The sequence below is a fragment of the Streptomyces lasiicapitis genome (assembly GCF_014646335.1).
Taxonomy (GTDB): Bacteria; Actinomycetota; Actinomycetes; order Streptomycetales; family Streptomycetaceae; genus Streptomyces; species Streptomyces lasiicapitis.
The window spans coordinates 126785-140923 of sequence record NZ_BMNG01000003.1 but is presented as its reverse complement, the minus strand read 5'-3'; the positions used below and the strand labels follow the sequence as shown (position 1 = coordinate 140923).

At 70.0% G+C, this 14139-nt stretch carries 12 protein-coding genes; 3 read left to right on the top strand and 9 right to left on the bottom strand.

From position 1 onward, the window contains the following. The first annotated feature begins 63 nt into the window (after positions 1-63). Both IEY91_RS06485 and IEY91_RS06480 read left to right on the top strand, forming a co-directional pair. Positions 64-1734 (top strand): sensor histidine kinase, encoded by a 1671-nt coding sequence (locus tag IEY91_RS06485; protein WP_189173198.1) that lies wholly within the window; start codon positions 64-66, stop codon positions 1732-1734. Continuing rightward, on the top strand, positions 1731-2408 hold the full coding sequence (locus IEY91_RS06480) for a response regulator (RefSeq protein ID WP_164319658.1): 678 nt from the start codon (positions 1731-1733) through the stop codon (positions 2406-2408). The genes IEY91_RS06485 and IEY91_RS06480 overlap by 4 nt, the downstream gene beginning before the upstream one ends. Positions 2409-2412: 4 nt before the next feature. On the opposite strand, the gene IEY91_RS06475 is transcribed toward IEY91_RS06480, so the two are convergent. The 6 genes from IEY91_RS06475 to IEY91_RS06450 form a co-directional block, all read right to left on the bottom strand. Further along, the gene (locus tag IEY91_RS06475) at positions 2413-4005 is read right to left on the bottom strand and encodes a monocarboxylic acid transporter (RefSeq protein WP_189173197.1); all 1593 of its coding nucleotides are present in this window, start codon (positions 4003-4005) and stop codon (positions 2413-2415) included. Then, positions 4002-4514 (bottom strand): DUF485 domain-containing protein, encoded by a 513-nt coding sequence (locus tag IEY91_RS06470; protein WP_229696749.1) that lies wholly within the window; start codon positions 4512-4514, stop codon positions 4002-4004. Before IEY91_RS06470 ends, IEY91_RS06475 begins: the two co-directional genes overlap by 4 nt. A 113-nt stretch (positions 4515-4627) precedes the next feature. Further along, entirely contained in the window at positions 4628-5329 is a 702-nt protein-coding gene (locus IEY91_RS06465; protein WP_164319664.1) for a response regulator, read from the bottom strand. Next, entirely contained in the window at positions 5326-6474 is a 1149-nt protein-coding gene (locus IEY91_RS06460) for a sensor histidine kinase (protein ID WP_189173195.1), read from the bottom strand. The genes IEY91_RS06465 and IEY91_RS06460 overlap by 4 nt, the downstream gene beginning before the upstream one ends. Before the next feature lie 42 nt (positions 6475-6516). After that, positions 6517-7005, bottom strand: a complete 489-nt coding sequence (locus IEY91_RS06455; protein ID WP_189173194.1) for a DUF1453 family protein — start codon at positions 7003-7005, stop codon at positions 6517-6519. Between the two features lie 215 nt (positions 7006-7220). Beyond that, positions 7221-9344: a DNA gyrase/topoisomerase IV subunit B gene (locus tag IEY91_RS06450; RefSeq protein ID WP_164319670.1), complete on the bottom strand. Its 2124-nt coding sequence runs from the start codon at positions 9342-9344 to the stop codon at positions 7221-7223. 441 nt (positions 9345-9785) lie between these two features. On the opposite strand from IEY91_RS06450, the gene IEY91_RS06445 reads away from it, so the two are divergent. After that, complete coding sequence (locus IEY91_RS06445; RefSeq protein ID WP_016641857.1) at positions 9786-10013, top strand: DUF7455 domain-containing protein; 228 nt, start codon at positions 9786-9788, stop codon at positions 10011-10013. Between the two features lie 107 nt (positions 10014-10120). Here the strand turns inward: IEY91_RS06445 and IEY91_RS06440 are convergent, their stop codons facing one another. The 3 genes from IEY91_RS06440 to IEY91_RS06430 form a co-directional block, all read right to left on the bottom strand. Next, positions 10121-10951 carry a S1 family serine peptidase gene (locus IEY91_RS06440; RefSeq protein ID WP_189173193.1) on the bottom strand — a complete coding sequence of 277 codons (831 nt, stop codon included), beginning with the start codon at positions 10949-10951 and terminating at the stop codon, positions 10121-10123. A gap of 196 nt (positions 10952-11147) precedes the next feature. Beyond that, positions 11148-12695: an RNA polymerase sigma factor gene (locus IEY91_RS06435; RefSeq protein ID WP_164319674.1), complete on the bottom strand. Its 1548-nt coding sequence runs from the start codon at positions 12693-12695 to the stop codon at positions 11148-11150. Positions 12696-13216: 521 nt separating this feature from the next. Then, entirely contained in the window at positions 13217-14104 is an 888-nt protein-coding gene (locus IEY91_RS06430) for a FadR/GntR family transcriptional regulator (protein WP_189173192.1), read from the bottom strand. Positions 14105-14139 lie beyond the last annotated feature (35 nt).

Here is a 14139-nt window from a genome sequence, read left to right as displayed (position 1 = left end):
ACCAGGAGATACACGCCACACTGACTTCGGAGTAGCCCACCCGCCGCCGTACCGTTCGTACGCATGAGCCCCACTCCCCCTGCCCGACGTCTGCGCCTCGGCCTGCCGCGGCGCGTCTTCTCGCAGGTGCTCCTGATGCAGGTGGCGATCGCCGCCGGGGTGGCCGTGCTCGCCACCGGACTCTTCCTCGCGCCCCTCAGCGACCAACTCGACGACCAGGCGATGCGCCGGGCCCTCGCCATCGCGCAGACCACGGCGGCGCAGCCGCGGATCGCCCAGGATCTGCGCTCCTCGCACCCGACGGCCGACGGGCCTGTGCAGTCCGCGGCCGAGCGGATCCGGAAGGCCAGCGGCGCCGAGTACGTCGTGATCATGAACAAGGAGGGTGTGCGTTGGTCGCACACCGACCGCGACGAGGTCGGCAGGGTCGTCTCGACCGACCCCAGCGACGCCCTCGCGGGCCGCGACGTCATGGAGATCGACAACGGTACGCTCGGCCGCTCCGCGCGCGGGAAGGTGCCGTTGCGTGACGCCGGCGGGACGATCGTGGGCGCCGTCTCCGTAGGCATCGAGTACGACAGCGTGCGCGCCCGGCTGATCCATACGATCCCGAGCCTCTTCGCGTACGCGGGCGGGGCACTCGCCGTCGGCGCGCTCGCCGCCTACCTGATCTCCCGCAGGGTGCACCGCCAGACGCGGGATCTCGCGTTCTCCGACATCTCGGCGCTGCTCGCGGAGCGCGAGGCGATGCTGCACGGCATCCGTGAGGGCGTCGTGGCCCTGGACCGCGGCGGCCGGATACGGCTGCTCAACGACGAGGCGCAGCGGCTCCTGGGCCTCGGCGCGGGGGCGATCGGGCAGCCCCTGGAGGCCGCGCTCGGCGAGGGCCGCACCGCCGACGTCCTCTCGGGCCGTGTCACCGGCACGGACCTGCTGACCGTGCGCGGCCAACGCGTCCTGGTCGCCAACCGCATGCCCACCGACGACGGCGGCGCCGTCGCCACCCTCCGCGACCGCACCGAGCTGGAACAACTCGGCCGCGAACTCGACTCCACACGCGGCCTCATCGACGCCCTGCGCGCCCAGGACCACGAGCACGCCAACCGCATGCACACACTGCTCGGCCTCCTCGAACTGGAGATGTACGAGGAGGCCGCGGAGTTCGTCGGCGAAGTGGCGGGCGCGCACCGGGTGACCGCCGAGCAGATCACCGAGAAGATCCACGATCCGCTCCTGTCGGCCCTGCTGGTCGGCAAGGCGACCGTCGCCGCGGAGCGCGGTGTGACCCTGGCCGTCTCCGAAGAGACCGCTCTGCCCGACCGGCTCGTCGACCCCGGCGGCCTCGTCACGATCGTCGGCAACCTCGTCGACAACGCCCTGGACGCCGCCACGGGCCTGCGCGCGGGACCCGCTGGCGTCGGGCACGCGCGCGTAGAGGTCGTTTTGCGTACCGAGGGTCCAGAGGGGCGCACGGTTGTCCTTCGGGTACGTGACACGGGCCCTGGTGTGCCGGAGGACCGGCGTGAGTCGGTCTTCACGGAGGGCTGGACCACCAAGGAGCCGCCGGCTCATGGGAAGCGGGGCATCGGGCTCGCCCTGGTGCGCAGGCTCGCCGAGCGGCAGGGCGGCAGCGTGCGGGTCTGCGAGGCGCCCGGCGGCGGCGCCGAGTTCACCGTCGTACTGCCCGAAGGGCTCGCGGAGCCCCGACCGGTCGCCACGGAGGAGACACGATGATCGAAGTACTGGTCGTGGACGACGACATGCGCGTGGCGGACGTCAACGCGGCCTACGTGGAGAAGGTCCCCGGCTTCCGGGTGGCCGGGCGCGCGCACAACGCCGCCGAGGCGCTGCGACTCGTCGAGGAGCTGCCCGTCGATCTGGTGCTGCTCGACCACTATCTGCCGGACGAGACCGGCCTCGCTGTGGTCCGCTCCCTGCGTGAGCGCGGCCACCAGACCGACGTGATCATGGTGACGGCGGCGCGCGACGTCGCCACGGTGCAGGCCGCGATGCGTCACGGCGCGCTGCAGTACCTGGTCAAGCCCTTCTCGTACGCGGGACTTCGCGCCAAGCTCGACGCGTACGCGACGCTGCGCCGCACCCTCGACGGCGGTGGTGAGGCGGAGCAGGCGGAGGTCGACCGCATTTTCGGCGCGCTCTCGGCCACGCCGACGCCTGAGCTGCCGAAGGGGCACTCCCCCACGACGGCGGAGCTGGTCCGCAGGGCCCTGATGGCCGCTGAAGGGCCGATCTCGGCCCAGGAGTTGGCGGAGCGCACCCGGCTGAGCCGGCAGACCGCACAGCGCTACCTGAAGCTTCTGGAGCGTACTGGCCGGGTACGGCTGAGCCTGAAGTACGGCGACACGGGCCGACCCGAGCACCGCTACGAGTGGTCGTCCGCCCTCTGACCGGCTACGCGGCACCGGCTCCTGTGAGCGAACGCACCTCTGTCTCCGCGTGCTTGGCCGCGTCCGCGCGGTCCGGTGAGATGACCGTGCCGAACCATCCGGCGAGGAAGCCCAGCGGGATCGAGACGAGCCCGGGGTTCTCCAGCGGGAAGTACTGGAAGTCCACGCCGGGGAAGAGCGAGCCCGCGCTGCCGGAGACCACGGGCGACAGCGCCACGAGCACCAGCGCGGGCAGCAGCCCGCCGTACACCGACCAGACGGCGCCCCGGGTGGTGAACCGCCGCCAGAACAGCGAGTAGAGCAGCGCCGGAAGGTTGGCCGAGGCGGCGACCGCGAACGCGAGACCCACGAGGAACGCGACGTTGAGGTCACGGGCGACCAAACCGAGCCCGATCGCGACCGCGCCGATTCCCGCCGCCGCGACCCGTGCCACCGCGACCTCGCTGCGCTGCTTCGCGTGCTTGCGCCGCAGCGAGGCGTAGAGGTCGTGGGCCACGGACGCGGACGAGGCGAGTGTGATTCCGGCGACCACGGCGAGGATCGTGGCGAACGCGACGGCGGCCACGACGGCGAAGAGAACCGTTCCGCCGGTGGAGTCCGCACCGCCTCCCAGATCGAGCGCGAGCAGCGGAACCGCCGTGTTCCCCGCGGCGTTCGAGCCCCGCACCGCGTCGGTCCCGACGATGGCCGCCGCACCGAAGCCGAGCACGATCGTCATCAAGTAGAAGCTGCCGATGAGACCGATGGACCAGACGACCGAACGGCGGGCGGCGCGTGCGGTCGGCACGGTGTAGAAGCGCGACAGGATGTGCGGCAGCCCGGCCGTGCCGAGCACCAGCGCGAGGCCGAGGCTGATGAAGTCGAACCGCGCGGTCCAGTCCCCGCCGTACTTCAGCCCGGGCGCGAGGAACTGTTCGCCGTGCCCACTGCGGTCGGCAGCTGTGCGCAGCAGCTGGTCGAAGTCGCCGTGGAACCGCATCAGCACCAGGACGGTCAACGCGATCGCCCCGGCCATCAGCAGGACCGCCTTGACGATCTGGATCCACGTGGTGGCCCGCATCCCTCCCATCGACACATAGATGACCATGAGCGCGCCGACGCCGATCACCGTCCACGCCTGCGCCGCCTCGCTCGTCCCGCCGAGCAGCAGCGCGACCAGTGAGCCCGCCCCCACCATCTGCGCCACCAGATAGAGAACGGACACGGTCACCGAGGAAGTTCCCGCGGCGATCCGCACCGGGCGCTCGCGCATCCGGGCCGCGACCACGTCGGCGAGCGTGAACCGGCCGCAGTTGCGTACCAGTTCGGCCACCAGGAACAGCACGACGAGCCAGGCCACGAGGAAGCCCACCGAGTAGAGCAGGCCGTCGTATCCGTAGAGCGCGATCAGCCCGGAGATGCCGAGGAACGAGGCGGCGGACATGTAGTCGCCCGCGATGGCAAAACCATTCTCCATGGGCGAGAACAGCCGTCCGCCCGCGTAGAACTCCTCCGCCGAACCCTGCCGGTTGCGGCTCACATACGTCGTGATCGCGAGGGTGACCGCCACGAACACGCCGAACAGGACCAGCGCCAGGGTCTGGTGGTCACCCGTCACCACTCGGCCCCCTGCTCCCGCTCGCGTTTCCGCTCCTGCTCCCGTTTCTGCTCGAAGACGGTCCAGCGCAGGTCAAGTGCCGCTCGATCCCGCCGCAGCCGGGCGTGCCGCGCATACGCCCAGGTCAGCAGGAACGTTGTGGCAAACTGCGCGAGCCCCGCGACCATCGCGACATTCACCGCTCCGCTGACCGGCCGCGCCATCAGCCCCGGCGCCGCCGTCGCGGTCACCACATACGCCACGTACCAGGTGAAGAAGGCGGCCACCGCGGGGATCACAAACCTTCGGTAGCGGCGGCGCACTTCCTGGAAGGCGGCGCTCGCCTGCACTTCCAGATAGATGTCAGCCGCGCTCCGCTCCGGCGGGGCGACCTGCGCGGGAACGGCGGGCGCCGTCGGTGTGCCCGTGCCGTCCAGCTCGCCCCAGCCGGAGGCCAGCTCGTCGTACCACGGATCCTTCAGATCACCGGCCCGGATCTGCCCGGCATCGCGGCCGTCGTGCTTCTCCACCGAACTCTCCTTGTCCGCGGCCTCATCCGGCCGCGTGCCCAAGGATGGGCAGTTCGGGAAGATCCCTGACTCTCCTCTCCCCGCTCTTCACCCCATCAGGTGAAGGAACGTCCTCACCCGCGCTTTCTCCCCGGCGGCTGCGCGAGACCGTGCCGGTAGGCGTAACGCACCGCCTGCGCACGGTCCTTGAGGCCCGCCTTGGCGAAGAGGTTGTTGATGTGGGTCTTCACCGTGGCGGTGGAGACATGCAGCGCCCGCGCGATCTCCTGGTTCGTCATCCCCTCCGCGATCAAGGCCACCACCTCGGTCTCCCGGAGGGTCAGTCCGTCGGGCGGCTCCGCCGCGTGCCCCGCCGGTTCCGGTTCCGACAGCCGCTCGAGCAGGCGCCGCTGGATCCTCGGCGAGAGCCCCGCGTCCCCCGAGAGCACGTCGTGGACGGCCCGCACGATCTCGTCACCGCCCGCGTCCTTGGTGAGATACCCCCGCGCCCCCGCTCTCAGCGCCGGAAACAGCGACTCGTCGTCGGCGTACGTGGTGAGCACCACGACCTGCGTGCCCGGATAGTCCGCACGGATCCTCCGCGTGGCCTCCGCCCCGTCGCAGCGCGGCATCCGCAGGTCCATCAGGACCACGTCCGGCGCGAGTTCGGCGACGAGCCGCACCGCCTCCTCGCCGTCACCCCCGGAGCCGACGACCTCGATGCCCGGCAGAAGCCCCAGGAGCATCACGATCCCCTCACGCACCACGGTCTGGTCGTCGACCACGACCACACGCGCGGGCGCCCGGCCACTTCGATGCCCGCCGTCCACCGTCATCCCGGCACCTTCAGCCGCACCACGAAGCCTGCCTCCTCCGGTCCTGCCTCCAGCGAGCCGCCCAGCAGTTCGGCGCGCTCCCTCATGCCCAGCAGACCGTACCCGGCTCCGGAGGTGGCGAGTTCGCCCGCCGACCCTCCCGAATCCCGCACGTCCAGCGTCACTTCCCCCTCCCCGTACTCGAAGAGCACCGTCACCTTGGCCCCCCGGGCGTGCTTGCGCACATTCGTCAGGGCCTCCTGCGCCACCCTGCGCACCGCCTGGGACGCCTCCGCGCTCAGCACCCGCCGCTCCCCGGCGACCGCCACCGAAGCCCCGTCCGACGCGACCAGCTCCCGGAGGAAGTCCTCGACCGGCGTCATCTCCCCACGCAACGCGGACAGTGCCTGCCGGGTCTCGGCCAGCCCCTCCGAAGCCATCGACCGCGCCGCCACCACCCGCCCGAGGATCTGCCCCCGGTCAGCGCCGCCCTCGATCAGCAGCCGGGCCGCCTCCAGGTGGACGAGCTGTGCGGACAGGCTGTGCGCCAGCACGTCGTGGATCTCCCGGGCGATCCTTGCCCTCTCGTCCAGCGCGGCCGACTCGGCCTCGGCGGCCCGCGCCGCCCGCTCCTGGGCGAGCAGTCGCTGGGCGTTGCCCCGGGCCTCCGCGTCCAGCCGCAGGACGTATCCGGCGAGGGCGAGCCCGGCGGTGATGGCCGCTGTCGTGGTCCAGGGGTCCTCGTTGACCAGGGCGAAGGCCGTGAGTGACGTCGTGGCGGCGATCACGGCCGCGGCCAAGGGCAGCCGCTCCAGTGCCATGACGGCGGCGGCACACCAGAGCACCACCGCGGGGAGCTCGAACCCGGTCGCGTGGGCCACGAACGCCACCACCAGGACGAGCCCCAGTGACGCCAGCGACGGCCGCAGTCGCTGCTCCAGCGTCGCCCGGAAGTACGCCACCAGGGCTGCCGCGCAGATGCCGATCAGGCCCACTCCCAGGGCGACCCGCCAGCCCGGGATCCCTCCGCGGAAGAGGGTGCTCCAGAGCAGCAGGCCGATGAACACCGCGCGCACGAGCCAGCTCAGCAGCCGTCGGGGGCGCGTCATCCTCTCGCTGGCGAGAGCCTCCCGTGAGGGCCAGCGCAGCCAGTCATCACGCGTCACGCGGGCCCCTTTCCGGTCGGCCCGGACATTGCGGGCACCTTGTCACCGTACGACGCCCGGGAATGCCTTCGCCGGGCGCAGAGTCTGGGCGCGGAGCTCCAGGAGGCCCGCGCGCACCAGCAGCGACGCGGCGAAGGCCAGCAGCAGGGCTCCCGCGCCCTGGTGGATGCCGATGAGCAGGCCTATGCCCATGAGTCCGAGCCGGGCGGCTATGCCGACGGCCCACACGGCCGCCGTGGCTTTGGTGCCTCGGGTCCACACGGAGCCGTCCTGCTCGGTCCAGACGCGGCTGGTGCGAGCCCAGGCGGCGCCGATCAGGAGCCCCACGAGGATCTCGCCGGCGAGCAGCGCGATCGAACCGATCTCGTGGTGGGTGTCTATGAGACCTGCATCCTTCACACCGAAGTAGGCAAGCACCGCCGGCACCAGCCACCAGCGCTTGGAGCCTTCCATGCGCTGGGGCTGCGTCTGGCGCACGACGACGAGGGCGACTGCGGCGAAGATCAACAGCGCGTTGGCGAACCCGGGCATCACGGCCTCCGATGGCGTGCGCGGACGAGAAGTACGACGCCTTCGACGCTACGGAACCGGGCTGGTCAGAGGATCGGAGCGAGGGTGGATCATGGGTGGACGGAGTGTCTCCACCCACGGGTGGAGACCTAGCACCAGGTGCCGTTCATGGGCGTCGGGAAGGCCCCTGCGAAGACTTGCGCAGGGGCCTGTCCCTCAGCCGGTCGGCAGAGACCTCACGCGTCGATGCGCGAGCGGTCCAGCGTCGCCGCCGAGCTGGTGATGAACTCCTTGCGCGGCGCGACCTCGTTGCCCATCAGCAGATCGAAGACCTGCTCGGCCGAATCGAGGTCGGAGATGTTGATCCGGCGCAGCGTGCGATACCGCGGGTCCATCGTCGTCTCGGCAAGCTGGTCGGCGTCCATCTCGCCCAGGCCCTTGTACCGCTGGATCGAGTCCTTGAAGCGCACGCCCTTGCGCTCGAACTCGAGCAGGGTGTCGCGCAGTTCGCGGTCCGAGTACGTGTAGACGTACTTGTCCTGGCCCTTCTTGGGCTGGATCAGCTCGATCCGGTGCAGCGGCGGCACGGCGGCGAACACACGGCCCGCCTCGACCATGGGCCGCATGTAGCGCTGGAAGAGCGTGAGCAGCAGGATGCGGATGTGCGCGCCGTCGACATCGGCGTCGACCAGCAGAATGATCTTGCCGTAGCGGGCCGCGTCGATGTCGAAGGTCCGGCCGGACCCAGCTCCTATGACCTGGATGATCGCGCCGCACTCGGCGTTCTTGAGCATGTCCGAGACCGAGGCCTTCTGGACGTTGAGGATCTTGCCGCGGATCGGCAGGAGCGCCTGGAACTCGGAGTTCCGGGCGAGCTTGGCGGTGCCGAGCGCGGAGTCTCCCTCAACGATGAACAGCTCGCTGCGGTCCACGTCGTCACTGCGGCAGTCGGCGAGCTTCGCCGGCAGCGAGGAGGACTCCAGCGCCGTCTTGCGGCGCTGGGCGTCCTTGTGCTGGCGGGCGGCGATGCGGGTGCGGGCCGCGGCGACGATCTTGTCCATGACCGCGCGGGCCTGCGCCTTGGCGTCCCGCTTGGTGGAGGTCAGGAACGCCTTGAGTTCCTTGGCGACGACATTGGCGACGATGCGGTTCGCCGCCGACGTACCGAGGACTTCCTTGGTCTGGCCCTCGAACTGCGGCTCCGCGAGACGCACGGTGACGACGGCTGTGAGGCCTTCCAGGGCGTCGTCCTTGACGACGTCGTCCTCGGCGACGCGCAGGACCTTCTGCAGGCGCAGCGCTTCATTCACCGTCTTCGTGAGCGACCGCTCGAAGCCGGTCACGTGCGTGCCGCCCTTGGGCGTGGCGATGATGTTGACGAAGGACTTGAGCGTCGTGTCGTAGCCGGTGCCCCAGCGGAGTGCGACGTCGACGCCCAGCTCGCGCGTGACTTCGGTGGGCGTCATCTGGCCGTGCTCGTCGAGGACCGGCACCGTCTCCTTGAAGGTGCCCTGGCCGGAGAAGCGGAGGATGTCGCAGACGGCCTTGTCCTGTGCCAGGTACTCACAGAATTCGCTGATGCCGCCGTCGAAGCGGAAGGATTCCTCGCCCTTCGTGCCGCCCTCGCCGAGGCCGAACTCGTCGCGCACGACGATGGTCAGCCCGGGCACGAGGAAGGCCGTCTGGCGGGCGCGCTGGTGCAGGTTCTCCAGGCTGAGCTTGGCGTCCTTGAGGAAGATCTGGCGGTCGGCCCAGTAGCGCACGCGGGTGCCGGTGCGGGTCTTCGGGACCTTCTTGACCTTGCTCAGCCGCGCCGCCGGGTCGAACGAGGCGTCCGGGCCGTCCTTCGCGAAGGCACCGGGGACGCCGCGGCGGAAACTGATGGCGTGCGTGTGCCCGGCGCGGTCCACCTCCACGTCGAGGCGGGCCGACAGGGCGTTCACCACGGAGGCGCCCACGCCGTGCAGGCCGCCGGAGGCCGCGTACGAGCCGCCGCCGAACTTTCCGCCCGCGTGCAGCTTGGTCATGACGACCTCGACTCCGGAGAGCCCGGTCTTCGGCTCGACGTCGACCGGGATGCCCCGGCCGTTGTCGCGGACCTCTACGGAGGCGTCGTCGTGGAGGATGACCTCAATGTGGTCGCAGTACCCGCCCAGGGCCTCGTCGACTGAGTTGTCGATGATCTCCCAGAGGCAGTGCATCAGGCCACGGCTGTCCGTCGACCCGATGTACATGCCCGGACGCTTGCGGACGGCCTCGAGTCCCTCCAGGACGAGCAGGTGCCGCGCGGTGTAGTTGGAACCGTCACGGTCTGCTCCGGTCAGCAACGCTGTGGACGGCACGGACGTCTCGGCGGTCACGCGGTTCGCTCCTCGCTGAATTTCAAGGGAGGCCCTTTGGGGTAAGGGCTCGGCTTCTGCTGCCCGTCAGAGGGTACCGAGGCCTGGTAGAGCCGTTGTCACGCCACCCTCGTCTCGGCTCAGACTAAACCAGAAACGTACGCGTGTTCGATCCCTCGATGGAGTGAAGCACACGTCACGTTCCCTTCCAGGCATGAACCATTTAGGCTCCGGGCACGTCCTCATGAACAACCGGCAAGCCAGCCGGCGAGGACCTGACCTGACAGACAGCGCGAAACCGTAAGACACGTAAGAGACGCAATACGGCACATTCGCCGCCAACCGGCAGCAGACAACCACCTCGAAAGAAAAATTCGAGGAAAAGCCACGAGCGGGAACGTTTTCGGCCTGGTTGGATGTTGACCCTGGTACGACAGCTCGTCGAGCTAGAGAAGAGGCGACGTGACTACTGTTCTGACCCCCGCGAGCCCCCTGACGGCCGCTGACCGCTGCGACCGCTGCGGCGCCCAGGCGTACCTTCGCGTCGTCCTGTTGAGCGGCGGTGAACTGCTCTTCTGCGCCCACCACGGTCGCAAGTTCGAGCCGGAACTCAAGAAGATCGCCGCTGAGATACAGGATGAGACGGAGCGCCTGACCGCCGCACCGGCGAACGCATCCGAAGAGGACTGAAGCCTCACACCACGACGAGCGAGCGCCGGACCACCAGACCGGCGACCGGGCGGCTGCCCCTGCACCCCAGGGACAGCCGCCCTCTCTCGTTCACACCACCCGATCACTCAGGCGTACCGGCTCATCACGCGCACGACATCCGAGATCCGCGTGTACACCCCAGGACTGCCCGCCTGGCCACAGCCGTCCCCCCACGACACCAGGCCGATGAGCCGCCCCTGCGCGACCAGTGGGCCGCCGCTGTCGCCCTGACAGGCGTCCCGGCCACCCTTCAGTTCACCCGCGCACACCATGGAAGCGGACGTGTACGTCCCGTCCGCACTGCCTGGGTACGCCTCCTCGCACACCTTGTCCGCCAGGACCGTCACATCCGCGGCGTGCAGCGTCCGCGCGTAGTCGCCCCCTCCCGTGGTGTCGCCCCAGCCGTACACAGCGGCCCCCGTGCCGGGCTCGTACGCCGCGTCACCGGCGCCCGCCGTTCGGATCGTGTAGGCCTCCGGCAGGGCCTCTGAGAGGGTCAGCACCGCGAAGTCACCGGCGTTGGTGTAGGCGTCGTACTCCGGATTGATCCGTACGCGACGTACGGAGATCTCATTGCCCGTGTTCGTGGCCAGGTCGTCGCGGCCGGAAATGACCTTCAGGTCCCGCACCCGGCCGAGCGGCACGCCCAGGACTTCTTCGCGCATGCAGTGTGCGGCGGTCAGGACCGTCGAGCGCGCGATCACGACGCCGCCGCAGAACTGGCCGGACCGCGTACCTCCGAACCGGTCACGGCTGGCGAGAGCCACCGTCCACGGGCTGTCAGCCACTCGCACCGGCCTGCCTCCGATGACGACGCTGTCGGCCGCCGCGGGGGCCGGAGAGGCCAGGGGCAGCACCGCCGCCGCGGCCCCCAGGACCAGCGCTTGCGCCAGCGTACGGACGATGGGAGGACGCATGCGATCTCCTCACTCTGGGTTGCAATCGCACACCCAGAGTCAATCACCGCCCCACGCGCCGCACGCGCGCCACGCGGGCGGAACCGGCCTCGCGCGCGCCCTCGCGCGGGCAGACGAAAGGCCCGGACCCTCCTGTGGGAGGCTCCGGGCCTTTCTGAGGCGCTGTGCGTCGGATGCCGGAGATCCGGCCGCGGACCTAGTCCAGGTAGTCGCGCAGGACCTGCGAGCGCGACGGGTGGCGCAGCTTCGACATCGTCTTCGACTCGATCTGGCGGATGCGCTCTCGCGTCACTCCGTAGACCTTGCCGATCTCGTCGAGGGTCTTCGGCTGACCGTCGGTGAGACCGAATCGCATGGAGACGACGCCCGCCTCGCGCTCGGACAGGGTGTCGAGCACGGAGTGGAGCTGCTCCTGGAGGAGCGTGAAGCTGACCGCGTCGGCCGGGACGACGGCTTCGGAGTCCTCGATGAGGTCACCGAACTCGCTGTCGCCGTCCTCGCCCAGCGGCGTGTGCAGGGAGATGGGCTCGCGGCCGTACTTCTGGACCTCGATGACCTTCTCCGGGGTCATGTCGAGTTCCTTGGCCAGCTCCTCCGGGGTGGGCTCGCGGCCCAGGTCCTGGAGCATCTGGCGCTGCACGCGCGCGAGCTTGTTGATGACCTCGACCATGTGCACCGGGATACGGATGGTGCGGGCCTGGTCGGCCATGGCGCGGGTGATGGCCTGACGGATCCACCAGGTGGCGTACGTGGAGAACTTGTAGCCCTTGGTGTAGTCGAACTTCTCGACCGCGCGGATCAGACCGAGGTTGCCCTCCTGGATGAGGTCCAGGAAGAGCATGCCGCGGCCCGTGTAGCGCTTGGCCAGGGAGACCACGAGGCGGAGATTGGCCTCCAGGAGGTGGTTCTTGGCGCGGCGGCCGTCCTCGGCGATGATCTCCAGCTCGCGCTTGAGCTTCGGCGCGAGCTTGTCGGCGTTGGCCAGCTTGTCCTCGGCGAACAGGCCCGCCTCGATGCGCTTGGCGAGCTCGACCTCCTGCTCGGCGTTGAGCAGGGGGACCTTGCCGATCTGCTTCAGGTAGTCCTTGACCGGGTCGGCGGTGGCGCCGGCGGCGGCGACCTGCTGTGCGGGCGCGTCGTCCTCGTCCTCGTCGGAGAGCACGAAGCCCTGCGCGCCCTCCTCCGCGGGCTCGCCCTCGCCGGGCTTGCCGGCGGCGGGCGCCTCCTCGGTGGCCTCCTCGTCGAGGAGCTCACCGGCTTCCTTCTTGGAGGCGGTCTTCTTGGCCGTCGTCTTCTTGGCGACGGTCTTCTTCGCGACGGCCTTCTTGGCCGTCGTCTTCTTGGCAGCGGCCTTCTTGGCGGCCGTGCCGTCCTCACCGGCGTCGGCGGCGACCGAAGCCTCGGGCGCGGCGGCCGTGGCCGGCTTCGCCGTGGCGGTCTTGGCGGCGACCGTCTTGGTCGCGGTGCGCTTGGCCGGGCTCTTCGCTGCGACGCTCTTGCGGGGGCGCTTCGGCTCCGCGGCACTGACCATCAGCGTCACACCCTCTTCCTCGAGGATCTGGTTGAGGCTGCGCAGAACGTTCTTCCACTGAGTGGCCGGGATCTGGTCAGCTTCGAAGGCACGACGAACGTCGTCGCCGGCGATCTGCCCATCAGCCTTTCCCCGCTCGATGAGCGCCATGACAGAGACGGATTCGGCGATCTCCGGCGGGAGCGTACGGGATGTGCTGGCCGACACGAACAACCTCTCGGAACGTTGGAAAACGGCTTCCGGCCCCGTCCACTGTGGACCGGAGCCGACGACCGACGGCTGGGGATTGTGCCGACGGCGCGGGCGGGACCGTGGAGCTCGCACAGCGCCGTGAACGACGGCTGTATTCCCTCCTCGGCTATCACCTCTTAGGTCATCGCGCTGTCCGTAGGAGCGTTACGCCCAATCTACGTGGCCCGAGTCACACCCCGTAAGCGCTCAAAAGCAGCCAGACGCGGTCAGAAGCGACAAGAGTTCCATCATCAACCGGTCGGATGTATGCGTCGGGGTGCGTCAGCATGCGACGGCGTACGTGATGACGCCACCGGAGCACCGTCCTCCACGTACGACATCACCGGAGACCCCACATCCGTGTCGCCGGACCCGCCCTGCCCCTGAGGGGGCGCGGGAGTCCGGCGACACGGACGGGTGTCAACGGGTGTCGAAGCATCGATCGCGGCAGCGAAACGATGCTGCGCGGTGCGCACGGGCTGCCGTGCTGACGCGGAGGGCGGTCAGTGCTCGCGGGGAGCGGGCACGACGCGCTCCACCTCCGGGTGAACGGTGAGGAGCTGGCGCATGGCCGCCTCGGCGCCCGCTCCGTCGCCCGCGGCGAGGGCGTCGACGATCCGGGAGTGGTGCACCAGGGACGCCTCGGTCGGGCGGTCGCAGCCGGTGACGGGGCCCCCGGAGACCTGGAGCGCGGCCGAGACGATGCCCGAGAGGTGCTCCAGCATACGGTTGCCGGCGACCTGGATGAGAAGCGAGTGGAACTCGGCGTCCGCGCGGGAGAACGTGATCGAGTCGCCCTGCGCCAGCGCGTGGCCCATGATCTCGACCATGTCGGAGAGCCGCTGCTGCACCTCCTCGCGGCCGTGTCCGGCGGCGAGACGGGCGGCCAGCGGCTCGATCGTCCAGCGCAGCTCGCTGAGTTCGCGGCGCTGGTCGTCGCGCTGCGGGCCGAACGCCCGCCATTCGATGATGTCCGGGTCGAGCAGGTTCCAGTCGCTGACCGGGCGTACTCGCGTGCCGACGTTGGGGCGCGCGCTGACGAGGCCTTTGGCCTCCAGGACGCGCAGGGATTCGCGGACGACGGTGCGGGAGACCTCGAACCGCTGGCCGATCTCCTCGGGGACCAGGGGGCGGTCGGCTCCCAGGTCTCCGGAGACGATCATCTGGCCCAGCTGCTGGACCAGTTGGCCGTGGAGTCCGCGGCCGCGGCTGCCGGCGGCTCGCCGGCCCACGCGGCCCAGGTCCTGGTCGGCACTGTCCCACGGCGCGACCACACGGTCGGTGCCGGGTGCCTCCGCGTAGGGGTAGCGGTCGAGTTCGCCCGCCGGACCGGCGAGGCCGGAGTCTGCGGAGCGGGCGGCGGTCATCATGGTGTGCGCAAGGGTACTCACGGATCAGTTGTCGGCGTGGCCCCCAAGTCCCTTGA